Below are 23,296 nucleotides of genomic sequence, written 5' to 3'. Positions count from 1 at the left end.
GTGGGGCGTTTTGCTGTGGGCGAGGCCGCCTCGCTCTTTCACAGCGTTGCGATTTCGCTAATGTCGCAAGTCCCCTCTTTTCGGGGCGCGCGCCGGCACGGGTGATTCGCCGACGGCGGGCGATTGGCGAGCCGGGACCGAAATGAAGCTTACGATCGAACGCGCCGCGCTGCTCCGCGCGCTGGGACACGTGCAAAGCGCCGTCGAGCGCCGGAACACCATCCCGATCCTGTCGAATGTGCTGCTGTCGGCCGAACGGGACCGGCTGACCTTCTCCGCGACCGACCTCGACCTCGAGATCATCGACGAGGCCATGGCCCAGGTGGACCAGCCCGGACAGATCACGGCGCCGGCGCACACGCTGTACGAGATCGTCCGCAAGCTGCCCGAGGGGGCCGACGTCTCGCTGAGCTTCACGGGCGAGGATCCGCGCCTGACCGTGGCTGCGGGCCGCTCGCGGTTCAACCTGCCGGTCCTGCCGGCCGGCGACTTCCCGGTGATGTCGGCCGAAGGCTTCTCGGGCCAGATGGAGGTCGACGTGAACGACCTCATCCGCCTGATCGACAAGACCCGTTTCGCGATCTCGGCCGAAGAGACGCGCTACTACCTGAACGGCCTCTACGTGCACACGGTGGTGGTCGACGGCAGCCCGCGCCTGCGCGCCGTGGCCACCGACGGCTCGCGCCTGGCCCTGGCCGACATGGCCGCGCCGGAAGGCGCCTCGGGCACGCCGGGCGTGATCGTGCCGCGCAAGACCATCGGCGAGCTGCGTCGGCTGCTGGAGGACGCGGGCGAGAACGTGACCCTGCAGATCAGCCCCCAGAAGGTGCGGCTGGAGATGAGCGGCGCGGCCCTGACCTCCAAGGTCATCGACGGCAACTTCCCCGACTACGCCCGCGTCATCCCCAAGGATAACAACCGCACGGTGATGGTCGACGCCAAGCTGTTCGCCCAGGCGGTGGACCGCGTGGCCACCATCTCGGCGGAGAAGAGCCGCTCGGTGCGGATGGCCATCGAGTCGGGGCGGGTGGTCCTGACCGTCCGCAACATGGAAGCCGGCCAGGCGGTGGAAGAGCTGGAGATCGCCTACGACGGCGAGCCATTCGAGCTGTCGTTCAACGCTCGCTATCTGTTGGACATCACCGACCAGATCTCGGGCGGCTCGATGGAGCTGCGCTTCGGCGGCCCGAACGATCCGGCCCTGGTGCTCGACCCCGCCGACGCGGACGTCCAGTACATCCTGATGCCGCTGCGGGTCTAAGCCGCCGCGTCGAAGGCGGCCCGCGACCGCTGGATGTCGGGAAAGCGGGCCTCGGCCCAGGCCACCAGCGCGGCCAGGGGCTCCAGCACCGATAGCCCCGACGGTGACAGCGCGTACTCCACGCTGGGCGGCTTCGTCGGATAGACTTGGCGGGTGATCAGCCCGTCGCGCTCCAGGTTGCGCAGCGTCTGGGTCAGCATCCGCTTCGAGATGTCGGGCGTGGCGCGATGCACCGCGCTGAACCGGCGCGGGCCGCTCGCCAGGGAAAACAGCACCAGCGTCGTCCACTTGTCGCCGATCTGGTCCAACACGTTGCGCACGGGGCAGCTCGCAGCGTCGAAGCCCTGCGCCTGCCAGCCCGCAAACCGTTCGGCCATCTCGGCGGCGGCGGGGTTATCCGGAGGTAACCTGGGCACGAAAATAACCCTCCTTACGGGGTTCGTGGGCGGTCTCTATTTGAGACTTTAATTTGAAACAAGACCGCGAAAGTCCCTCCCATGTCCACCTCCATCCCTCGCCTCCTCGTCACCGGCGCCAGCGGCCAACTGGGCCGGCTGGTGATCGAGCACCTGCTCCAGACGACGTCGGCCGCCCAGATCGTCGCGGTGGCGCGCGCCCCCTCGGCCCTGGCTGATCTGGCGGCGCGCGGCGTCGAGGTGCGGCAGGCCGACTACGCCGCGCCGGAAGCGCTGGACGCCGCCTTCGCCGGGATCGACCGGCTGTTGCTGATCTCGTCGAACGCCGTCGGGCAGCGGGTCCAGCAACATCTGAACGCCATCGCTGCGGCGAAGAAGGCCGGCGTGGGGTTGGTCGCCTACACCAGCGTGCTTCGCGCCGACGCGTCGGTTCTGGGCCTGGCCGAGGAGCATCGCCAGACCGAGGCGGCGCTCGCAGCCTCCGGCCTGCCCTATGTCCTGCTGCGGAACGGTTGGTACACCGAGAACTACACGGCCTCGATCCCCGCGGCGCTGGCGCACGGCGCGCTGATGGGCAGCGCTGGCGAAGGCCGGATCTCCTCGGCGCCGCGCGCCGACTACGCCGCCGCCGCGGCGACGGTCCTGGCGTCGGCCGAGAGCCAGGCCGGTCGGGTCTACGAGCTCGCCGGCGATGAGAGCTACACCCTGGCGGACTTCGCTGCCGAACTGGCTCGGCAGACCGGCAAGCCCGTCGGCTATCGGAATCTGCCCGAAGGCGAATTCAAGGCCGCCTTGATCGGCGCAGGCCTGCCCGAGGCTGTCGCCGCGCTGCTGTCCGACTCCGACGCGGCGGCGGCGAAAGGTGCGCTGTTCGACGACGACAAACAACTCGGCCGCCTGATCGGGCGTCCGACGGGATCGCTCGCGGCTTCAATCGCCAAGGCCCTGCCGGCCTGAAGCGCAGCAAGGGCCTGGAGCGCAGCGGGGCGCCTCAGTGCCCGTGCGGCCCTTCATACACGCCCGGCGCCAGGCGCTCGTCCTCCGGGCCCTCGCTGCCGGCCGCCAGCACGAAGCGGCGGTCGCAGTAGGGGCATTCGACGAAGGTCGCCTCGCCCATCTCCAGCCAGACGCGCGGATGGCCCAGGGCGCCGCCGACGCCGTCGCAGGCGATGCGGCCGGTCCGCACGACGATCACCTCGGGCGGGTTCGCGTCCACGATGAGCGCCGGCTTGGCGGGCGCCGGTTCGACTTTGGGCTTCGCGACAGCTTTACGGGCCATGATCTTCGTTACCTTAGAGGGCCGCCCGCTTGGCGCGGGGTCGGCGCGCGCCTAGGTATGCGAGCGCGGCTTTCGCCGTCAACGACAGGACGACATGGACCTTCCGGAATACGCGATCGAGGCCAAGAACCTCGTCAAGACCTACGCCGCCACCAAGACCACGCCGGAGATGCAGGCGCTGAAGGGCCTGGACCTGGCGATCCCTCGCGGCTCGATCTTCGGCCTGCTGGGGCCGAATGGAGCCGGCAAGTCGACCTTCATCAACATCCTGGCGGGCCTCTGCCAGAAGACCTCCGGCACGGTCTCGATCTGGGGCCGCGACATCGACAAGGCGCCCCGCGACGCCCGCGCCGCCATCGGCGTGGTGCCGCAGGAGATCGCCGCCGACCCCTTCTTCACGCCCAAGGAAGCGCTCGAGGTCGCAGCCGGCATGTACGCCGTGCCGAAGTCCGAGCGGCGCTCGGACGAACTGCTGGCCGCCCTGGGCCTGGCCGACAAGTCGAAGGCCTATGTGCGCCAGCTCTCAGGGGGCATGAAGCGGCGCCTGATGGTCGCCAAGGCCATGGTGCACAACCCGCCGGTGCTGATCCTGGACGAGCCCACCGCCGGCGTGGACGTAGAGCTGCGCAAGCAGCTCTGGAACTACGTGCTGGAGCTGAACCGCAAGGGCGTGACCATCGTGCTCACGACCCACTACCTGGAAGAGGCCCAGGAGCTCTGCGATCAGATCGCCATCATCAACCGCGGCCAGGTCGTGGCGTGCGAGCCCACGACCACGCTGCTGCGCCGGATGGACACGCGGATGGTGCTGGTGACGCCCGAGGAGCCCTTGCCCGCCGCGCCGAACCTGCCCGGGTTCGAGACCAAGCTGCTGAAGTCCGGCGGTTTCTCGGTGACCTATCGCACCGGCCAGTCCAGCGTCGAACAGGTGCTGGCGGCCATCCGCGCCGCCGGCCTGCACATCCGGGACATCTCCACCGAGGACCCGGACCTGGAGGACGTGTTCGTCTCGCTCACCTCGGCGCCGAAGGTCGACGCCTAGAGGCTAGAAGCCGCCCTGGTTGGGCTTGCCCTTGCCGCGCTTGGACGGGGGACCCTTGCGGGGCGGGCCGTCCTTGCGCGGGCCGCCCGGCCGGGGGCCGGCCGAACGCGGGCCAGCGGGCCGGGGGCCAGCGGGCCGGGGCGGCCTGGGGCCTGACCGTTCGGGCGCCGCGCCGGGCGGGCTGCCTGGGTTGATCCGGATCTCGCCGGCGTCGGCGGCGGCCTTGACCGCCTCGCGGAAACGCGGCTCGGCCTCCTTGCTGATCTCGAACTTGGTCTCGTGATCGAAGATCCGGATGACCCCGATGTCCTTCTTGGTCACGTGGCCGAGGCGGCAGATCAGCGGCACCAGCCACTTGGGGTCTGCGTTCTTCGAGCGGCCGACCGGCAGTCGGAACCAGGTCCCGTCGCTGACGCCGGGCAGTTCCTCGCGCGGCGCGCGTTCCGGTCGCGGCGGGCGCGGGCCCCGGTCGGCGCCGCGGTCGTGGCCCGGTACGTCGCCGAACATTTCCTCCGGCTCGGGCAGGCGCGAGCGGTGGAGGCGGATCAGGGCGGCGGCCACGGCCTCCGGGCTGCGGTCGGCCAGGATGCGCTTGGCCAGCTCCAGGTCTTCCGGGCTGGGCTCCTCGGTCAGCAGGGGGCTTTCCAGCAGGCGGGCCTGATCCTTGGCGCGGATCTCCTCGGCCAGCGGCGCGCCCGACCATTCGGCGTCCAGCTTGGCGAGCTGCAGCAGGCGCTCGGCCTGGCGGCGCTTGGTATGCGGCACGAGGACCACGGACGTGCCCTTGCGGCCCGCGCGGCCCGTCCGGCCGCTGCGGTGCAGGAGGGCGGCGGTATTTGACGGCAGGTCGGCGTGGATCACCAGCCCCAGCTCGGGCAGGTCGAGGCCCCGGGCCGCCACGTCGGTGGCGATGCACGCCCGGGCGTGGCCGTCGCGCAGGGACTGCAGCGCATCCGAGCGTTCCTTCTGCGACAGCTCGCCCGAGAGCTGGACCACTGCGAAGCCGCGCTCCCGCAGGCTGCCGTAGAGGTGCCGCACCCGCTCGCGCGTGGCGCAGAAGATCAGGGCGCCGGGGCTCTCGAAGTAGCGCAGCAGGTTGACCACCGCGTTCTCCACCTCGTTCGGCGCTACGCGGACGGCGCGATACTCGATGTCGCCGTGGGCCTCGTCGCGGCGGATGGTGTCGATGCGCACGGCGTCGCGCTGGTAGCGCTTGGCCAGCGACGCGATCTCCTTGGCGATAGTGGCCGAGAACAGGAAGGTGCGGCGTTCGGCCGGCGTCGTATCCAGGATCTCCTCGAGATCCTCGCGAAAGCCCATGTCGAGCATCTCGTCGGCCTCGTCGAGGACGACGACCTTCAGCGAGCCGAGGTCCAGGTTGCCGCGCTCCAGGTGGTCGCGCAGGCGGCCCGGGGTGCCCACCACGATGTGCGAACCCATGGCCAGGGCCCGCTGCTCGCGCCGAGCGTCCATCCCGCCGACGCAGGTTGCGATGACGGCGCCGGCCTCACGGTACAGCCACTCCAGTTCGCGGCTGACCTGCAGGGCCAGTTCGCGGGTGGGGGCGATCACCAGGGCCAGCGGGGCCGCCGCACGGTCGAACCGCGCGGCCTCGCCCAGCAGCGGCTCGGCTGCCGCCAGGCCGAAGGCGACGGTCTTGCCCGACCCGGTCTGCGCCGAGACCAGCAGGTCGCGGCCGGGCTCGGCGGCCAGCACGGCCTCCTGCACGGGAGTCGGCTCGCGATAGCCCTGGGCGCCGAGCGCCTGGGCCAGCGCCGGATGGGTGGTCGGAAAAGGCATGGAAAGTCCCTAGTCGCGCTTCAGGCGCGAAATGGCGGCCCTTGGACGCCTCATCGCGGCCAAACGCAAGTCCAATCGTCAGCGTGCGACGCTGGCGCGCGCTCGGGGAAGGTTGGCGCGGCGGGCCTGTCCGGCCTCGGTTTCGCTGGCGTTGAGGGCGGCGAGCAGCGCGGCCTTCAGCGCGTTGCCCTTGCGCGTGTCGGTCAGTTTCGCGCCGGCCTCGTCCACCACATAGAAGGCGTCGACGGCCCGTTCGCCGTAGCCGTCGATGTGCGCCGAGGTGATCTCCAGCCCCGCGTCCGACAGGGTGCGCGCCAGGGCGGCCAGCAGGCCCGGCCGGTCGCGGCCCGAAGCCTCGACCACGGTGGAGGTTTCGGACGCCTCGTTGTCCAGCATGACCGTGGGCGTGATCGTGAAGGCGGCGGCGCGGCCCAGGTCCTGCCGGCGCGGTTCGCGGCCGTGGGGCTCGCCCCGGGCTGCGCCCGCCAGGCTGTCGGCCAGGCGCTTCAGCACCCGATCGTCGGTGGCCCCGAACGGCTGGCCGGTGATGTCCTGCACATAGAAGACGTCCAGCGCCTGGCCGGCGTTGGAGGTGAAGACGCGGGCGCCGACGATGTTGGCCCCCGCAGCGGTGATCGCCTCGGCCAGGTCCACGAACAGCCGCGGGCGGTCGGTGGCGGCCACCACCACCTCCGAGGCGTTGAGGTCGGCGCGGATCCGGCATTCGGCCGCCCCGCCCGCGCCGTCGGTCGAGGCCAGGCCGGCGAGGCGGGCGTGGGTCTGCACCTCCGCGTCGGTGAAGGCCGTGAAATATGCGTCCTCCATGGCGTCGCCCCAGGTCTCCGCCCCCGGCTGCGCCTTGGCCAGGCGTACGCGGGCGTCGTAGGCGGCGTTCTCCTGGTATCGGCGCAGGGCGGCGGCCGCGTCCGAGCCACGGCCGCCGCGGAACACCGCCTCGGTCGCCGAATAGAGCTCACGCATCAGCTGGCCCTTCCAGCCGTTCCACACGCCCGGTCCCACCGCCCGGATGTCGGCCACCGTCAGCACCAGCAGGAGGCGCAGCCGCTCGGGCGTCTGCACGATGCGGGCGAAGTCCGCCACCGTGCGGGGGTCGGACACGTCCCGCTTTTGAGCGTAGTCGCTCATCACCAGGTGGTGCTCGACTAGCCAGGCGACCAGCTCGATCTTCGAGCGCTCCAGGCCCAGCCGCTCGCACGCCTGCCGGGCCGCGCGGGCCCCGGCGACCTCCTGGCCGCCCGCTCCGCCCTTGCCGGTGTCGTGCAGCAGCATGGCCAGGAACAGCGCCTCGCGGTCGGCGATCAGCGGCGTAACCTGGACCGCCAGCGGGTGGTCGTCGGCCAGCCGACCCGCGGCGATGTCGGCGATCACGCCCACGGCGCGCAGGGTGTGCTCGTCCACCGTGTACGAGTGGTACATGTTGAACTGCATCTGGGCGACGATCCGCCCATACTCCGGCAGGTAGCGGCCCAGTACGCCGGCCTCGGTCATCAGGGTCAGGGTCGTGCGCGGGTCCCGCCCGCGCGCCAGGATGTCCAGGAACACCTTCGCCGCGTGGCGGTCGCGCCGCACCGCCGAGGTGATTAGGTGGATCGACCGCGACGCCGCCGTGAAGGCGTCCGGGTGCAGGTCAAGGTTTCGCTGGTCGGCGATCCGGAACATCCGCAGGAGGTTGATCGGATCGTGTTCGAAGATGTCCGGATCCACGTCGAGGCGCCCGCCCACCTCGTGGAAGCCGGGCTCGTCCAGCGGCTTGCGCTTGACCTTGCGGCCCGGAATGAAGCGGCTGATCCCCTTGGGCGCCATCTTCACCTGGTCGGCTTCCAGCTTGGCGGCGAACACGCGGGTCAGGGCGCCCACGTCCTTGGCGATCAGGAAGTAGCGGCGCATGAACCGCTCCACCGCCGGCGCGTCCCCGCGATCGCCATAGCCCATCCGCCGCGCGATCTCGGGCTGCAGGTCGAAGGTCAGCCGCTCTTCGGGCCGTCCCGTGGTGAAGTGCAGGTGCGCGCGCACGGCCCACAGGAAGTCGGTGGCCTTGATGAAGGCGCGCACTTCGCGGCGGGCGAACATCTCGAGCTGCAGCACCTTCTCGATGGACTGGCCCGGATGCAGGTACTGGGCGATCCAGAACAGGGTGTTCAGGTCGCGCAGGCCGCCCTTGCCCTCCTTGATGTTGGGCTCGACCATGTAGCGGCTGGCGCCGGCGCGCGCGTGGCGCTCGTCCCGCTCCTTCAGCTTGGCGGCCACGAACTCGGCCCCCGTGCCCTTGACCACGTCGCTCTGGAACCGGCGGATCAGGTCGTTGGCGAGGCTCTCGTCGCCCGTGAGCCGCCGCGCCTCCAGGATCGAGGTGCGGATGGTGAAGTCCTCGCGGGCGAGCTTGATGCACTCCTCGATGGTCCGCGAGGCGTGGCCCACTTTGAAGCCCAGGTCCCACAGGGCGTAGAGCATGAACTCGATCACGCTCTCGGTGTGGGCCGTCTGCTTGTAGGGCCGGACGAACAGCAGATCGATGTCGGAATAGGGCGCCAGCGTGCCGCGGCCGTAGCCGCCCACGGCCATCAGCGCCAGGCGCTCGCCCTCGGTGGGATTGCGGGCCCGGAACACGTGGACGGTGGTGAAATCATAGAGGGCGGAGACCACCTCGTCGGTGACGCCGGACAGGAGGCGAGCGGTCTCGATGCCGCCGGCGCCGTTCTCAAGCCGCTCCTTGGCGATCATCCGGCCGCGGAAGAGGGCCGCCTTCAGGATGTCCAGCGCCGCCTTGCGCTGGGCCGCCTCGTCGCCCAGGTGCTCGAGGGCCGCGGCCGACAGCTGCGCGCGCAGCCGCACGCCGTCGACGACATATTCCAGGCGGGTGGGTTTCAGGCGGGTCGGCATGGCGCAGTACGCATATAGGCGACTTCGTTAACGCGCGCAGGACGTTCGCGCTTTTCCCTGGGGCGGCCGGCCCGCTATGCCCGCGCTCCGCGTTCGAGAGTTGGCGTAGATCATGGGCAGAGGATCGTATCGCGGCGGCTCCACGCCGGTGGGCTGGAACGCCAACAGCTACATCGCCCCCTCGCTGACCGGCCGCACGCGCAAGGGCAAGGCCCTGATCAAGGACCTCACCGCCCGGACGGCCCAGAGCCGCGCCGAGCAGGCGGGTCAGGACGAACGCGCGCGCAAGCGCCACGGCCTGGCTCAGCCCAAGACCAAGCCGGCCGCTCAGGCCTCGACGGTCAGCACCGGAAAGTCGGGCCTGGCGGACGCCGCGCGCAAGCGGCTCAAGGCGCGGGCCGGATCGGCGTTCACGGTGACGGTGGTGAAGCGCAAGCGGCGGCTGAAATAGGTCGCCGACCTGGACAAGAATGGGGTCAGAGAAGGCCCTTGAGCCGGTACAGCGCGTCCATGGCCTCCCGGGGGCTCATGCCGTCGATGTCGAGGACCTGCAGGGCTTCCTCCACCTTGCTGGGGCCAAACTTGGCCTCCGGCTCGGCGACGGCGGCGAAAAGGGGGAGGTCGTCGAGGTTCGCGGGGCCGGCGGCCTCGCGTTCCAGGCGCTCCAGAACCTGGCGGGCGCGGCTCACCACCGGCGCGGGCACGCCGGCCAGCTTGGCCACCTGAACGCCGTAGGACCGGTCGGCGGGGCCGGGGCCCGCCTCGTGCAGGAAGATCAGGTCGCCGTTCCACTCCTTGGCCTTGAGGCTCAGGTTGGACACATAGGGCAGCCGGCCCTCCAGGACCGCCAGCTCGTGGTAGTGCGTGGCGAACAGCGCCCGGCAGCGGTTGGTCTCGTGCAGGGCCTCGGCGCAGGCCCAGGCGATGGCCAGGCCGTCGTAGGTGGCCGTGCCGCGGCCGATCTCGTCCAGGATCACCAGGCTTCGCGGCGTCGCCTGGCTGAGGATCGCCGCGGTCTCCACCATCTCCATCATGAAGGTCGAGCGGCCGCGGGCCAGGTCGTCGCCCGCCCCCACGCGGCTGAACAGGCGGTCGACGACGCCGATGCGCAGACGCTTGGCGGGCACGAAGCAGCCCGCCTGCGCCAGCACCGCCAGCAGGGCGTTCTGGCGCAGGAAGGTGGATTTGCCGGCCATGTTCGGCCCGGTCACCAGCGACAGGCGTGCGCCGCCGACGCCCGAACCGTCCAGGCGGCAGTCGTTGGGGGTGAAGGCCTCGCCCGCGCGGCGGACGGCGTTTTCGACCACCGGGTGGCGGGCGGCCTCGGCCTCGAAGGCGGTGGATCGGTCGACGATCGGGCGGGTCGCGCCGACGTCGTCGGCCCACTCGGCCAGGGCGGCCGCGACATCGAGGACAGCCGCGGCCCGGGCGGCGGCCTGGATGGCGGCGGCGACCCCCGTGGCCGCGGCGCGCCAGGCCTCGAAGGTGTCGAGCTCGATGGCCAGCGCCCGCTCGGCCGCCTGGGCGATCTTGGCGTCCAGCTCGGCGAGCTCAACGGTGGTGAAGCGCACCTGGTTGGCCAGGGTCTGCCGGTGGATGAAGGTGGCGTTCAACGGCGGCTGCATCAGCGGCTCGGCCGCCTTGGCGGTGGTCTCCACGAAATAGCCGAGGACGGCGTTGTGCCGGACCTTCAGCGCCACGCCGCTCTCGGCGGCGAGCCTAGCTTCCAACGCCAGGATCACGCGGCGGCTGTCGTCTCGCAGCGCCCGGGCCTGGTCCAGTTCCGGCCGCACGCCGTCGGCCACGAAGCCACCGTCCCGGGTCAGGGCCGGCAGGTCGCCGCCCAGCCCCTGGACCAGCAGGTCGCGGAAGGCGGCGAGGTCCGGCGTGTTGGCCAGGTGCAGCGCCCCCAGCGCCTGGGCCGTCTCGGCCGGCAGGGTCAGCAATGGGTCCTTGGTGTCGCTGAACAGCTGGCAAACCGCGCCGCCGGCGTTCAGCCCGTCGCGCAGGGCGCCCAGGTCCCGCGGCCCGCCCCGGCCCAGGGCCAGCCGGCTGAGCGCCCGGGCCATGTCGGGCAGGCCCTTCAGAGTCTCGCGGAGTTTCTGGCGCTGGCCGCGGTGGGCGCAGAACCAGGCCACGGCGTCCAGCCGTGCGTCGATAGCGGCAGGATCCAGCAGGGGGCGCGCCAGACGGGCGGCCAGCAACCGCGCCCCGGGCGCCGTCACGGTTCGGTCGATGGCCGACAGCAGCGAGCCGTCGCGGGCGCCGGACGTGGACTTCTCGATCTCCAGGCTGGCGCGCGTGGCCGGGTCGATGACCATGACGTCCGCCTCGCCCGCCCGGCGAGGGGCGGAGAGGGCGGGCATCCGGCCGGCCTGGGTGGTTTCCAGGTGCGCGGCGATCAGGCCCAGGGCCGACACCTCCGCGCCGGAAAGCTGGCCGAAACCATCCAGGGTCTCCACGCCATAGAGCCGCTTCAGCCGTGTCTCGGACGCGCCCGGTTCGGCCAGGGCGTTGGGCATGGGCTGGACGAAGCCGCCGCCCTGCTTCAGCGCCGTCGACACCGTCTCGTCGGCGAAGAGCCGGTCGGGGACCAACACCTCGGAGGGCCCCAGCGCCGCCAGGGCCGAGGCCAGGCCGGCCACCGTCACCGCCAGGCATTCGACCTCGCCGGTGGAGAGCTCAACGCTGGCCACCGCCGCCGAACCCGCGCGCACCGCCACGGCGGCCAGGCGGTTCGCGCCGCGCGCGTCCAGCAGCCCGTCCTCGGTGAGGGTGCCGGGGGTGACGACCCGGGTCACGTCGCGCCGGACGACCGCCTTGGAGCCGCCCCGCCGCTTGGCCTCGGCCGGGTCCTCCATCTGGTCGCAGAGCGCCACCTTGAACCCGGCGCGGACCAGCTTGGCCAGATAGGCTTCCATGGCGTGGGCGGGGACGCCCGCCATGGGGATCGGATTGCCGCCGTGGTTGCCGCGGGCGGTCAGGGTGATGCCCAGCACCGCCGCCGCCTTCTGGGCGTCCTCGAAGAAGAGTTCGTAGAAGTCGCCCATGCGGAAGAACACCAGCGCGTCGGGCTGGCGCGCCTTGGCCTCGAAGTACTGCGCCATCACCGGCGTGGCGCCGGCGGCGGGATCGGGGGTGGCGGTGGCGACCTGGGCGTTCATGGAAGGGCGGACGTTAACGGGATGCCCCGCGTCCCGCACCCCCTTGAACAGCGCCGTGCGAGCGCCAAGCTGTGGATAGATGGCCCACGGCAGCGTCGATACGCAGTTCGTCCTGTTTCCGGCCGGCCCCGCGGACGCCGAGGCGCTGGCCCGCGTCCATGTGGCCGCCTGGCGCGAGACCTATCGCGGGCTGCTGCCCGACGCCTATCTGGCCCGGATGTCGGAGCCCAGCCACGCGCGCCGCTTCGCCCGATCGCTGCTGCATCCCGGTCCGGACGACGTGACCCTGGCCGCCGCGGATCGGGCCGGCATCGTCGGCTATGCCCAGGCGGGGCCTTCGCGCCGCAAGCGGGCGGGCGAGGCCGAGGTGGCGACCCTCTATCTCCTGCGCGCCGCCCAGGGCCGCGGGCTCGGGGCGCGGCTGCTGACGGAAACCGCCCGAGGGCTGGCGGCGCGGGGCGCGCTGTCGCTGATGGTTTCGGTCCTGCGGGACAACGTCGCCGCGCGCGGGTTCTACGAGCACCTCGGCGGCCAGCCTGAGCCCGCGCGCCTGGAGGCGGGGCCGGGCGGCGCGATGCTGCACGAGGTGGCCTACCTCTGGCCCGACATCCGCCGTCTCGCGGGCTGAGGCTGCATCGAGATTCCACACGCCTGCGTCCCGCCGAGCGGCTAGGTTGACGCGCTTCCCGACGCAGCCGACCTAGGCCTCCGTGACCGAGACCCCCGCCGACGCCCAGCCTCCCGCCAAGAAGGGCGGCCTCCTCCGCTCGTCGGCGATCTTCTCTGGCCTGACGCTGGTGAGCCGGTTCCTGGGTCTGGCGCGGGACCTGGCGATCACGGCGCGGCTGGGCGCCAGCCAGACGATCGCCGCCGACGCCTACTACACCGCCCTGGCGTTCCCGAACCTGTTCCGGCGGATGTTCGCCGAGGGCGCCTTCGCCGCGGCTTTCGTGCCCGACTACGCCAAGCGGCTGGTCTCTGACGGCAAGGAGGCGGCCGACCGCTTCGCCGCCGACGCACTGGCCACAATGGCGGCGGTCACCATCGCCATCACCATCGCCTGCCAGCTCGCCATGCCGTGGATCATGACGATCTACAGCTATGGCTTCCTGGAGGACCCGGCGAAGTTCAAGCTGGCCGTGATCCTGACCCAGATCACCATGCCGTACCTGCCCTGCATGGTGATCGCGGCCCTGTTCGCCGGCACGCTGCAAGCGCGCGGACGCTTCATCATCTACGGCTTCTATCCCACGCTCCTGAACGTGGTGATGCTGGCCGCGGTCCTGCCGCAGAAGGACCCGACGACCGCCGCCTACGCGGCCTCGTGGGGCGTCCTGGTCGCCGGGGTCAGCCAGGCGGCGCTCTGCTGGTGGGGGGCGCACCGTTCGGGCGCCCGCATCCATCCGCGCCACCTGCGGCTGACGGGGCAGGTGAAGACGATGCTCCGCCGGATGGTCCCCGGCGTGATCGCCTCCAGCGCCACCCAGATCAACCTATTCATCTCGGCGATGCTGGCCAGCCAGGTGGCGGGCATGCGGGTCTGGCTGAACGTGGCCGAGCGGTTCTACCAGCTGCCGCTCAGCCTGGTGGGCGTCGCTATCGGCGTGGCGCTGCTGCCGCGCCTCTCCACCGCGCTTCAGGTCGAGGACAAGGACGACGCCCAGGGCGCCATGGACCAGGCGGTGGTGTTCGGCCTGGCGCTCAGCCTCCCGGCCGCCGCGGCCCTTATGGGCATGCCCTACTACCTCACCGACGGCTTCTTCACCCGGGGCGCCTTCACCAGCCAGGACGCCCTGGATTCGGCGAAGCTGCTGTTCCACTACGGCTGGGGCGTCCCGGCCTTCGTGCTCATCAAGATCCTCCAGCCGGCGTTCTTCGCGCGCGGCGACACCCGCAACCCGATGATCTACTCGCTGATCTCGGTGGCGGTGAACGTCGCCCTGGGCGTGGCGCTGTTCTTCACGATGGGGTTCCAGGGGATCGCCTTCGCCACCGCCGCCGCGTCGTGGATCACCGTCTTCCAGATGCTGGCCTACCTGCGGGCCAAGTCGATCTGGACGCCGTCGAAGCGGGCCGTGGGCAAGATCGTGCGGGTGAGCCTCGCCAGCCTTGGCATGGGCGTTGCGGTGGCGCTGGCCTCGCATTTCCGCCCGGTGCTGGAGGCGCCGCTGGCCTCACTGCTCCCGCATGGGACCAAGGAGATCTCGGTGCTGCTGGTCTGTCTGGCCGGCGCGGCCCTCTATCCGGTCCTGCTGTTCGCGTTCGGCGGCGTGACGCCCGGCGAAGCCCGCGCGGCCTTCCGCCGGCGCAAGGGCGACGTCGCGGCCCCATCGGCCGACTTGCCCTGACCGTGCGGCGGCGCTATCGGCTGCGCATGGCTTTCGAACGTCTCACCTGGCGATGGCGCTGACCGCCCACCCGTGAAAACCGGGCTTGCGCCCGCCTGTCCGTTTCCTAGAGAAGCCACCATCATGACCGACCAAGCTCCGGCCCCTTACGCGGGTCCCGAACGCGTGCTCTCCGGCGTCCAGCCGTCCGGCAACCTGCACCTGGGCAACTACCTGGGCGCGCTGGTGAAGTTCGCGCGCCTTCAGCACGAGATCCCCACCCTCATCTTCGTGGCCGACATGCACGCCATCACCGTGTGGCAGGAGCCGGCGAAGCTGAAGCAGCAGGTCCGCGAGATCGCCGCGGCCTATCTCGCCACGGGTCTGGACCCGCAGGTCGCCACCATTTTCGCCCAGTCGGCCGTGCCTGAGCACGCCGAGCTGGCCTGGGTGTTCAACTGCGTCGCCCGCCTCGGCTGGCTCGACCGCATGACCCAGTTCAAGGACAAGGCCGGCAAGCACAAGGAGCGCGAGAGCGTCGGGCTCTACACCTACCCCGTGCTCCAGGCGGCCGACATCCTGGCCTACAAGGCCACCAAGGTGCCGGTGGGCGACGACCAGAAGCAGCACCTGGAGCTGACCCGCGACATCGCCCAGAAGTTCAACAACGACTTCTCGGCGCCGGGCTTCTTCCCGCTGCCCGAGCCACTGACCCAGGGGCCTGGCGCCCGGGTGATGAGCCTGCGGGACGGGTCGGCCAAGATGTCCAAGTCCGACCCCTCGGACAATTCGCGCATCAACCTGACCGACGACGCCGACGCCATCTCGCAGAAGGTCCGCAAGGCGCGCACCGACCCGGACCCCCTGCCCGAGACCATGGAGGGGCTGGAAAGTCGCGCCGAGGCCAAGAACCTGGTGACCATCTACGCCGCCCTTGCCGGCCAGACTGAGGCCCAGGTGCTGGCCGAATTCGCCGGCCAGGGCTTCGGGGCGTTCAAGCCGAAGCTGGCGGACCTGGCCGTCTCGGTCATGGGCCCGATCGGCGGCGAGATGCGCCGGCTGCTGGCGGATCCGGCCGAGATCGACCGCATCCTGGCCGACGGCGCGACCCGGGCGCGCGAACTCGCCGCGCCTACGGTGGCCGAGGTCAAGAAACTGGTGGGGTACTGGGCGGGCTGACGCGGTCGGCCTCAGCCGTCTTGCCTCGTCGCTCGCCGCAGCGCAGGTTCCGCCCATGAGCAACCGGCGCAAGTTCCTCGTGGTGGCCGACGAGACGGCGGAGTTCCAGGCGGCGCTCCGCTTCGCCTGCCGTCGCGCGCGCTCGACCGGAGGCTATGTGGCGCTGCTGAAGGTGATCGAGCCCGCGGTCTTCGAACACTGGTCCGGGGTGCGCGACGAGATCGCCCGCCAGCAGCGGCAGGAGGCCGAGGCCTCGCTGCAGCAGACGGCCGAGTACGTCCAGGCGGAGACGGGCCTCGCGCCCGAGTTCCTGATCAAGGAGGCCGATTCCACGCGGGCGGCCCTGAAGCAGGTGCTATCCGAGGACCCGGACATCAAGGTCATGGTGCTGGCCGCCGCGGTCGGGGGGCGCGGCCCCGGCCCGCTGGTCGCCGCCATCGCCAAGGACGGCGTGAAATTCGGCAGCCGCAAGGTGCCGATCACTATCGTCCCCGGCGACCTCACCGACGAGGAAATCACCGACCTGGCGTAGATTTGCCGCTATTGCGCCGCGCCGCGCCAGACGCCACATCTTCTGCCATGTTCATCCAGACCGAAGCCACGCCGAACCCCGAGGTCCTGAAGTTCCTGCCCGGGAAGACCGTGCTGGGAGACGGCACGCGGGATTTCCGCAGCCCCGAGGAGGCCGCCGCCTCGCCGCTGGCCGCCGAGCTGTTCGAGGTCACCGGCGTGACCCGGGTGTTCTACGGCCCCGACTTCATCACGGTGGGCAAGCACGCCTCGGTGGACTGGCCCCTCATGAAGGCGCCGATTCTGGCGGCGATCATGGACCACTTCACCTTGGGCCGGCCGCTGTTCGCCGACGACGGCGACAGCGAGGCGGGCGGCCATGACGACGGCGTCTACGAGGGCGAGACCGCCCAGATCGTGGCCGAGATCAAGGACCTCTTGGACACCCGCATCCGCCCGGCGGTGGCCCAGGACGGCGGCGACATCCTGTTCAACCGCTTCGACGTCGAGACCGGCGTAGTGTGGCTGAACATGCGCGGGGCCTGTTCCGGCTGCCCGTCGTCCTCGGCGACGCTGAAGGCCGGGGTCGAGAACATGCTCAAGCACTACGTGCCGGAAGTCACGGCGGTCGAACAGGCGCTCTAGGACCGGGGCCGAGCGCCGCCGCTTCCCGAGCGGCCGCGCATCCGCTACGCCCCACCCATGATCGTCCTCGGGCTCGACACCTGCCTCAACGCCTGTTCGGTGGCCGTGCTCGATGGCGAGACGGTGCTGGCGCATGCGTCGGCGGCGATGGCGCGCGGCCACCAGGAGCGGCTGGCCCCGATGGCCGAGGCCGTGATGGCCGCCGCCGGCCTCCCGTTCTCAAGGCTGCAACGGATCGGCGCCACGGTCGGGCCGGGCTCCTTCACCGGCCTGCGGGTGGGCGTCGCCTTCGCCAAAGGCCTCGGCTCGGCGCTCGGCGTCCCGGCCGTGGGCATAGGGTCGCTGGAGGCTCTGGCCGCCGAGGCGCAGGGCCTGGTCGCCGCCGTCATCGACGCCCGCCGGGACCAGCTCTATCTCCAGGTGTTCGACGATGGCCACGCCCTGATGGCGCCCGACGTCCTGCCGGTCGGCACAGCTGCGGCCCGGCTGACCGAGTTGGCCATGGGTCGGGCCCTGACCCTGGTAGGCTCAGGCGCGCCGTTGCTGGCGGACGCGGCGCCGGGCGCGCATGTCCTGACGCCGGAAGGCTGCGACGCCCGCGCCGTGGCCCGCCTGGCCGCCGCGCGGCCCGCCGCGCCGATCCGTCCGCTCTACCTCCGCGCGCCCGACGCCAAGCTGCCCGGCGGGATTGACCCATGGAGCTGACCGCCGCGACGGCGGCCGACGCGCCGGACATGGCCGCCGTTCACGCCCAGGCCTTCGACAAGCCCTGGGACGAGGCCGATTTCGACGCCTTGCTGGATGGCGGCAGCGGCGTGTTCGGGTTCGTCGTGCGGGGGGAGGACCCGGCCGGCGTGCTGGTGTGCCGGACCGTGGCGGGCGAGGCCGAGATTCTCACCGTCGGCGTGGCCCCCTGGGCGCGGCGCCGGGGCGTGGGCCAGGCGCTGATGACCGCCGCGCTCGGCGTGGCGCGCCAGGCCGGCGCCCAGGCAGTGTTCCTGGAGGTCGATGTGGGCAATTCGGGCGCCGTGGCCCTCTACGAGCGTCTCGGCTTCCACCGCGCCGGCCTGCGGCGGGGCTACTACGACCGTGGGGCCGCGGGCCGCGCCGATGCCCTCGTCATGCGTCTCGACCTTACATCCGGACCTGACTAGACCTATCCTCTACGTGAACGAAGAGAGGCCCACGTGTCGGACCGCATCGAGAAACTTTGCCTCGAGAAGAACATGCGCATGACGGAGCAGCGTCGCGTGATCGCGCGCGTGCTCTCCCAGGCCACCGACCATCCCGATGTGGAGGAGCTGCATCGCCGCGCCCACGCCGTTGACCCGCACATCTCCATCGCCACGGTCTACCGGACCGTGCGCCTCTTCGAGGAGGCGGGCATCATCGACCGCCTCGACTTCCGCGACGGACGCTCGCGCTACGAAGAGCATAGCGAAGACCACCACGACCACCTGATCGACATGAAGACCGGCAAGGTCGTCGAGTTCGTGGACGAGGAGATCGAGGCCCTGCAGATCGCGATCGCCAAGAAGCTCGGCTACAAACTCGTGGACCACCGGCTCGAGCTCTACGGGATGCCGATCGAGGAGTGAGCTTCCGCGGGATTGGGCGGGAAACTTGCGCCGCCCGGTCCGCAACCCCATAACCCCGGCCATGTCCGAGCAAGCGCCCTCGAAGCGCCTCTATATCAAGACCTACGGCTGTCAGATGAACGTCTACGACAGCGAGCGGATGGCCGACGTGCTCAGCCCGCTGGGCTACGGCATGACCGACGATCCGGCGGGCGCCGACCTGGTGGTGCTGAACACCTGCCACATCCGGGAGAAGGCCACCGAGAAGGTCTATTCCGAACTTGGTAAGCTGCGCGAGATGCGCGACGAGCGCCTCGCCGAGGGCGGCGCGCGGATGACCATCGCCGTGGCCGGCTGCGTGGCCCAGGCCGAGGGCGAGGAGATCATGCGCCGCCAGCCCGCGGTGGACCTCGTCGTGGGACCGCAGGCGTATCACCAGCTTCCCGAACTGATCGCGCGCGCCCACCGCGCCCGCGGCGAACGGCTGGCTGCCGACTTCGCCCCGGACGAGAAGTTCGACGTGCTTGCCGCCACGCGCCGGCCTACGGGCGTGTCGGCGTTCCTCACGGTGCAGGAGGGCTGCGACAAGTTCTGCACCTTCTGCGTGGTGCCTTACACCCGCGGCGGCGAGTGGTCGCGCCCCGCGGCCGACGTCGAGGCCGAGGCGCGCAGCCTCGCCGAACAGGGCGTGCGCGAGGTCACCCTGCTGGGACAGAACGTCAACGCCTACGACGGGGCCGAAGGCGGCCTGGCCGGCCTGGTCCGCCGCCTGGCGAAGATCGCGGGCCTGGACCGCATTCGCTACACGACCAGCCATCCGCGCGACATGGACGACGCCCTGATCGCCGCCCACGCCGAGGTCGAGGCCCTGATGCCCTACCTGCACCTGCCGGTGCAGGCGGGATCGGACAAGATCCTCAAGGCCATGAACCGCGCCCATACCGCCGACAGCTATCTGCGGCTGGTCGAGAAGGTGCGCGTCGCGCGGCCCGACATCGCCCTGTCGGGCGACTTCATCGTCGGTTTTCCCGGCGAGCGGGACGCCGACTTCGAGGCCACGCTGCAGCTGGTCCGCGAGGCGAACTACGCCAGCTGCTTCTCGTTCAAATATTCCCGCCGCCCGGGCACGCCGGCGGCGGCCATGCCGGGTCAGGTGGCCGAGGAGGTCAAGGACGAGCGGCTGGCCCGCCTCAACGCCCTGCTGGACGAACAACGCCTGGCGTTCAATCGCGCCCAGGCCGGCCGTACGCTGGCGGTGCTGTTCGAAAAGACCGGCCGCCATTCCGGCCAACTGGTGGGCAAGAGCCCGTACCTCCAGGCCGTCCACGTGACGGCGCCGGATCGGATGCTGGGCCAGATCGTTCCGGTGAAGGTGGAAAGCGCCGCCCAGAACAGCCTGGCCGGCGTGCTTGAACTGGAAACCGCTTGAGCCGAGCGCCCGAATTCATCGCCCTGTCCGACGCCGCCGTCCGCGCGGTGGCGGGGGCCAACAGCCGCCACGCCGCCCTGATCGAGGACGCGTTCGGCGTCCTGGTCGAGACGCCCGGCGGAGGCGTGTCGCTGTCCGGCGACGCCAAGGCTCGCGGCCAGGCCAAGAAGGCCGTGCAGAGTATCGCCGAGCGCGCCGACCAGGGTCTGGAGATCGAGGAGGCGGACGTCCGCGTCGCCATCGGCCAGGCGCGTTCGGGTCCCGGCGCGCCGGGCGCGGCGAACCTGCCGGTCGGTCGCCGCGGCCAGGTGGTGCCCAAGACCGCAACCCAGGCGAAGTACCTCGATGCCCTGGGCCAGTGCGAGCTGGTGTTCGGCCTGGGTCCCGCCGGCACCGGCAAGACCTTCCTGGCCGTGGCACACGGCGCGGGCATGCTGCTGCGCGGAGCGGTGGACCGGCTGATCGTCTCGCGGCCCGCGGTGGAGGCCGGTGAGCGCCTGGGCTTCCTGCCGGGCGACATGAACGAGAAGGTCGACCCCTACATGGCGCCGGTCTGGGAGGCGCTGACCGACATCCTGGGCGCCGAGCAGCTTCGGCGGCGCCGCGAGAAGGGCGAGATCGAAGTGGCGCCCATCGCGTTCCTGCGGGGCCGTACGCTGAGCCACGCCTTCGTCATCGTCGACGAGGCCCAGAACGCCAGCCGCGCCCAGATGAAGATGGTGCTGACGCGCCTGGGCGAAGGCTCGCGCATGGCGGTGACGGGCGATCCGACCCAGATCGACCTGCCCAATCCCGGCGACAGCGGCCTGGCCCATGCGGTGGGCCTGCTGGAAGGCGTCCGGGGCATCGGCGTGGTCCGCTTCTCGTCCGAGGACGTGGTGCGCCATCCCCTCGTCGAGCGGATCGTCAACGCCTACGACGCCGACGCGGCCAAGCGTGGACGCACGGTTTGATCGACATCGAGGTCGAAGACCCGGCGTGGACTGCCGCCCTGCCCGACGCGGAAGCGCGCGTGCGCAAGGCGGCCGAGGCGGCACTGGCCTCTGAGGGGGTCTCGGGGGCCGTGACTCTACTGCTGACCGACGACGAATCGGTGCGCGAGCTAAATGGCCGTTTCCGGGGCAAGGATTCGGCGACCAACGTCCTGTCGTTCCCCGCGCCGCCGAATCCCGAGGATCACCTGGGCGACGTGGCCCTGGCCTATGGGATCTGCGCGCGCGAGGCGGCCGAGCAGGGCAAGCCGCTCAGCCACCATTTGCAGCACCTGACGGTTCACGGCGTTCTGCATCTTCTCGGATACGATCACATCGGCGATGATGAGGCCGAGGCCATGGAAGGCCTTGAGCGTGCGGTGCTGGCCGGTCTGGGCGTCCCAGACCCCTATGCGGCCGGTGAAGGAGAGCATGAACGACCCCGAACCTCCTAGTCGACAGAGCCCGCGCCGGCGCAGGCGCGGGCTCCTCGGCCTGTTCGATCTCTTCCGGCGCACCGCCGAGGCGGCCGCCGACGAGGCTCCCGAGCCCCTGAGCGAGGCCGGTGGCGAGCTGGTCAGCCAGGCGCGCGCGTTCCAGGACCTGCGGGTCGAGGATGTGATGAAGCCGCGCGCCGACATCGTCGGCATAGAGCGCGGCTGCACCTTCGCCGAGCTGATCGCCCGCTTCGTGGACGCCGAGCACAGCCGGATGCCGGTGTACAAGGAGACGCTGGACGAGCCGGTGGGCGTCGTCCACGTGAAGGACGTGTTCAAGCTGCTCGCCAGCAAGTCGCGCCAGCCCAAGCCCGACGACCACGTCCTGGCGGGCCGCCGCCACCTGGTCCGCGAGGTCCTCTACGTGCCGCCGTCGATGGCGGCCGAACGTCTGCTGACCACCATGCGGGCCAAGCGCATCCATATGGCCCTGGTCATCGACGAGTTCGGCGGGGTCGACGGCCTCGTCACGCTCGAGGATCTGCTGGAAACCCTGGTCGGCGACATCTCCGACGAGCACGACGAGGAAAGCGACCAGGCCTACCTGCCCATCGTCGCCGACGACGAGGGCTGGATCGTCGATGGTCGCGCGCCCCTGGAGGAACTCGAACACGCCATCGGCGACGGCGCGGACCTGGCGCCGGAGGACCTCGACGAAGAGATCGACACGGTCGCCGGCCTGGTCAACGCCCTGGCCGGGCGCGTGCCCCAGCGGCGCGAGCGGATCGAGCATCCTGACGGCTACCTGCTCGAGGTGCTGGCGGCCGACCCTCGACGCGTGAAGCGCGTGCGGGTCCGCCGGACGCCCGTGGCCGAAGCCCCCGCCGAGGCCTGAGTGGCGCGATCCCGCTGGTATGCCCCGGTGACGGCGCTCCTGGGCGGGCTGGCTGCGGGCCTGGCGCATCCGCCGTTCGGCGTGGCGGTCGGCCTGCTGGGGTTCAGCCTCGTCCTGCTGCGGCTGGAGACAATCCAAGGTCCGAAGCCTCTGCGGCAGGCGTTCCTCATGGGCTGGCTCGCGGGTCTTGGCTATTTCGGCCTCTCCACCTGGTGGATCGGCGAACCCTTCCTTGTCGACGCGGCGATCTACGGCTGGATGGCGCCGTTTGCGGTGGTGCTGATGGGCGGCGGACTGGCCTTGTTCTGGGGGCTCGCTGGCCTCGCCTATCGGGCGCTGCGTCCGCGCAGTGCGTGGAAGGTGCTGGTCTTCGCCGGGGTCTTCGCCGCCGCCGAATGGCTGCGTGGCCACATCCTGACCGGCTTCCCCTGGAACCTGGTGGGCGAAGCCTGGCGGGCCGGCAGCGCCCCGTCCCAGGCGGCGGCCGTGGTGGGCGCCTATGGGCTGACCTGGATCACCCTGGCCCTGGCCTCCACGCCGGCGATCCTGATGCTTTCGGTCCGCCGCTCGGCGCAGGCGGCGATGCTGGTGGCGGCCGGGATCGGCCTGACGATCCTCTACGCGGGTGGCGCGGGCCGCCTGGCCGCCGCGGCGCGGCCGACCTACGCGGCCGACGCGCCGGTGATCCGCGTGGTGCAGGCCAACATCGACCAGAAGGACAAGTGGAAGCCCGAGAACCTCGACCTGGTGTTCTCGGCCTACGAGGACCTGACCCGGCGCCCTGCCGCGCGGCGTCCCGACGTGGTCATCTGGCCGGAGGGCGCCTTGCCGGCGGTCATCGACGACCTGATCGCCGCGGGCTCGCCCTATGCGCCGCGCCTGCGCGATGCGGTTCGCCCGGGGCAGATCCTGCTGATGGGCGCCAACCGCGCGGAGCCGGACGGCCGCGGCGACTATCGCTACTTCAACACCCTGGTGGCGTTCCGGCGTGAGGACGCGGCGCTGCGGGTGGTGGGCTATTACGACAAGTTCCGGCTGGTGCCGTTCGGCGAGTTCATGCCGCTGGGCGATCTGGCCGGCCGGCTGGGCATCCGGGCTCTGGTGCACATGCCGGATGACTTCACCGCCGGCCCCACGCCCCGCCCCTTGGTGGTCGAAGGCATGCCCGCGGTGCAGCCGCTGATCTGCTACGAGGCCCTGTTCCCGGGCCTTGGCGCCGGCAGGGAACGGCCGGCCTGGATCCTGAATGTGTCGAACGACGCCTGGTTCGGCCGCACCAGCGGACCCTGGCAGCACCTCAACATCGCCAGCTATCGCGCCATCGAGCAGGGCTTGCCGATCGTACGCTCCACGCCGACCGGCGTCTCCGCGTTGATCGACCCGCAGGGGCGGATCGTCGCAGGCAAGATGCTGGGCCTGGGCGAGTTCGGAGTCATCGATGTGCGTTTGCCTGCTCCCAGCCA

Annotated in this window: 22 protein-coding genes; 17 read left to right on the top strand and 5 right to left on the bottom strand. The window is 71.0% G+C overall.

Features of this window, described 5'->3' with window-relative positions:
* The first annotated feature begins 142 nt into the window (after positions 1-142).
* Entirely contained in the window at positions 143-1,261 is a 1,119-nt protein-coding gene (dnaN, locus tag AX721_RS14355) for a DNA polymerase III subunit beta (protein ID WP_068876672.1), read from the top strand.
* Here the strand turns inward: dnaN and AX721_RS14350 are convergent.
* Positions 1,258-1,677 carry a helix-turn-helix domain-containing protein gene (locus AX721_RS14350; RefSeq protein ID WP_082765336.1) on the bottom strand — a complete coding sequence of 140 codons (420 nt, stop codon included), beginning with the start codon at positions 1,675-1,677 and terminating at the stop codon, positions 1,258-1,260. The genes dnaN and AX721_RS14350 overlap by 4 nt on opposite strands.
* Positions 1,678-1,758: 81 nt before the next feature.
* Here AX721_RS14350 and AX721_RS14345 point away from each other — a divergent pair, with 81 nt between their 5' ends.
* Positions 1,759-2,634, top strand: a complete 876-nt coding sequence (locus AX721_RS14345) for an SDR family oxidoreductase (RefSeq protein ID WP_068876670.1) — start codon at positions 1,759-1,761, stop codon at positions 2,632-2,634.
* Positions 2,635-2,668: 34 nt separating this feature from the next.
* On the opposite strand, the gene AX721_RS14340 is transcribed toward AX721_RS14345, so the two are convergent.
* A complete protein-coding gene (locus tag AX721_RS14340; protein ID WP_082765337.1) occupies positions 2,669-2,956 on the bottom strand; it encodes a zinc-finger domain-containing protein in 288 nt (95 codons plus the stop codon).
* Positions 2,957-3,050: 94 nt separating this feature from the next.
* Here AX721_RS14340 and AX721_RS14335 point away from each other — a divergent pair, with 94 nt between their 5' ends.
* Positions 3,051-3,998 carry an ABC transporter ATP-binding protein gene (locus AX721_RS14335; protein ID WP_068876669.1) on the top strand — a complete coding sequence of 316 codons (948 nt, stop codon included), beginning with the start codon at positions 3,051-3,053 and terminating at the stop codon, positions 3,996-3,998.
* A 3-nt stretch (positions 3,999-4,001) separates the two neighbouring features.
* On the opposite strand, the gene AX721_RS14330 is transcribed toward AX721_RS14335, so the two are convergent.
* Both AX721_RS14330 and AX721_RS14325 read right to left on the bottom strand, forming a co-directional pair.
* Positions 4,002-5,798: a DEAD/DEAH box helicase gene (locus AX721_RS14330; RefSeq protein WP_068876668.1), complete on the bottom strand. Its 1,797-nt coding sequence runs from the start codon at positions 5,796-5,798 to the stop codon at positions 4,002-4,004.
* Positions 5,799-5,876: 78 nt separating this feature from the next.
* The gene (locus AX721_RS14325) at positions 5,877-8,699 is read right to left on the bottom strand and encodes a [protein-PII] uridylyltransferase (protein WP_068876667.1); all 2,823 of its coding nucleotides are present in this window, start codon (positions 8,697-8,699) and stop codon (positions 5,877-5,879) included.
* Positions 8,700-8,811: 112 nt separating this feature from the next.
* On the opposite strand from AX721_RS14325, the gene AX721_RS14320 reads away from it, so the two are divergent.
* Positions 8,812-9,150 carry a hypothetical protein gene (locus AX721_RS14320; RefSeq protein ID WP_068876666.1) on the top strand — a complete coding sequence of 113 codons (339 nt, stop codon included), beginning with the start codon at positions 8,812-8,814 and terminating at the stop codon, positions 9,148-9,150.
* Between the two features lie 25 nt (positions 9,151-9,175).
* Here AX721_RS14320 and mutS read toward each other — a convergent pair whose 3' ends face one another.
* On the bottom strand, positions 9,176-11,863 hold the full coding sequence (gene mutS / locus AX721_RS14315; protein WP_068876665.1) for a DNA mismatch repair protein MutS: 2,688 nt from the start codon (positions 11,861-11,863) through the stop codon (positions 9,176-9,178).
* Positions 11,864-11,942: 79 nt separating this feature from the next.
* Between mutS and AX721_RS14310 the strand changes: the two genes are divergently transcribed.
* From AX721_RS14310 to lnt, 13 genes are all read left to right on the top strand, one after another.
* The gene (locus AX721_RS14310; RefSeq protein ID WP_068876664.1) at positions 11,943-12,491 is read left to right on the top strand and encodes a GNAT family N-acetyltransferase; all 549 of its coding nucleotides are present in this window, start codon (positions 11,943-11,945) and stop codon (positions 12,489-12,491) included.
* 82 nt (positions 12,492-12,573) lie between these two features.
* On the top strand, positions 12,574-14,211 hold the full coding sequence (gene murJ / locus AX721_RS14305) for a murein biosynthesis integral membrane protein MurJ (protein ID WP_068876663.1): 1,638 nt from the start codon (positions 12,574-12,576) through the stop codon (positions 14,209-14,211).
* 123 nt (positions 14,212-14,334) lie between these two features.
* A complete protein-coding gene (gene trpS / locus AX721_RS14300; RefSeq protein WP_068876662.1) occupies positions 14,335-15,369 on the top strand; it encodes a tryptophan--tRNA ligase in 1,035 nt (344 codons plus the stop codon).
* Between the two features lie 55 nt (positions 15,370-15,424).
* The gene (locus AX721_RS14295; protein ID WP_068876661.1) at positions 15,425-15,901 is read left to right on the top strand and encodes a universal stress protein; all 477 of its coding nucleotides are present in this window, start codon (positions 15,425-15,427) and stop codon (positions 15,899-15,901) included.
* Positions 15,902-15,948: 47 nt separating this feature from the next.
* On the top strand, positions 15,949-16,524 hold the full coding sequence (locus AX721_RS14290) for a NifU family protein (protein WP_068876660.1): 576 nt from the start codon (positions 15,949-15,951) through the stop codon (positions 16,522-16,524).
* 60 nt (positions 16,525-16,584) lie between these two features.
* Positions 16,585-17,229, top strand: a complete 645-nt coding sequence (gene tsaB / locus AX721_RS14285) for a tRNA (adenosine(37)-N6)-threonylcarbamoyltransferase complex dimerization subunit type 1 TsaB (RefSeq protein WP_068876682.1) — start codon at positions 16,585-16,587, stop codon at positions 17,227-17,229.
* Complete coding sequence (gene rimI, locus AX721_RS14280) at positions 17,220-17,678, top strand: ribosomal protein S18-alanine N-acetyltransferase (RefSeq protein ID WP_068876659.1); 459 nt, start codon at positions 17,220-17,222, stop codon at positions 17,676-17,678. Before tsaB ends, rimI begins: the two co-directional genes overlap by 10 nt.
* 72 nt (positions 17,679-17,750) lie before the next feature.
* Positions 17,751-18,122: a Fur family transcriptional regulator gene (locus tag AX721_RS14275; RefSeq protein ID WP_068876681.1), complete on the top strand. Its 372-nt coding sequence runs from the start codon at positions 17,751-17,753 to the stop codon at positions 18,120-18,122.
* 61 nt (positions 18,123-18,183) lie between these two features.
* Complete coding sequence (gene miaB / locus AX721_RS14270; RefSeq protein WP_068876658.1) at positions 18,184-19,530, top strand: tRNA (N6-isopentenyl adenosine(37)-C2)-methylthiotransferase MiaB; 1,347 nt, start codon at positions 18,184-18,186, stop codon at positions 19,528-19,530.
* Entirely contained in the window at positions 19,527-20,483 is a 957-nt protein-coding gene (locus tag AX721_RS14265) for a PhoH family protein (protein WP_068876657.1), read from the top strand. The genes miaB and AX721_RS14265 overlap by 4 nt, the downstream gene beginning before the upstream one ends.
* Positions 20,480-20,956 carry an rRNA maturation RNase YbeY gene (gene ybeY / locus AX721_RS14260; RefSeq protein ID WP_068876656.1) on the top strand — a complete coding sequence of 159 codons (477 nt, stop codon included), beginning with the start codon at positions 20,480-20,482 and terminating at the stop codon, positions 20,954-20,956. The genes AX721_RS14265 and ybeY overlap by 4 nt, the downstream gene beginning before the upstream one ends.
* Positions 20,934-21,833, top strand: a complete 900-nt coding sequence (locus AX721_RS14255) for a hemolysin family protein (RefSeq protein ID WP_068876655.1) — start codon at positions 20,934-20,936, stop codon at positions 21,831-21,833. Before ybeY ends, AX721_RS14255 begins: the two co-directional genes overlap by 23 nt.
* Positions 21,834-23,296 (top strand): apolipoprotein N-acyltransferase (lnt, locus tag AX721_RS14250; RefSeq protein WP_231754723.1); only part of this gene is annotated, 1,463 nt, incomplete at its 3' end.

It is taken from the genome of Phenylobacterium sp. CCH9-H3, from assembly GCF_001557235.1.
GTDB lineage: Bacteria > Pseudomonadota > Alphaproteobacteria > Caulobacterales > Caulobacteraceae > Phenylobacterium.
Note: the sequence above shows the minus strand (reverse complement) of the source record. Positions and strands in the feature narration are given on the sequence as shown.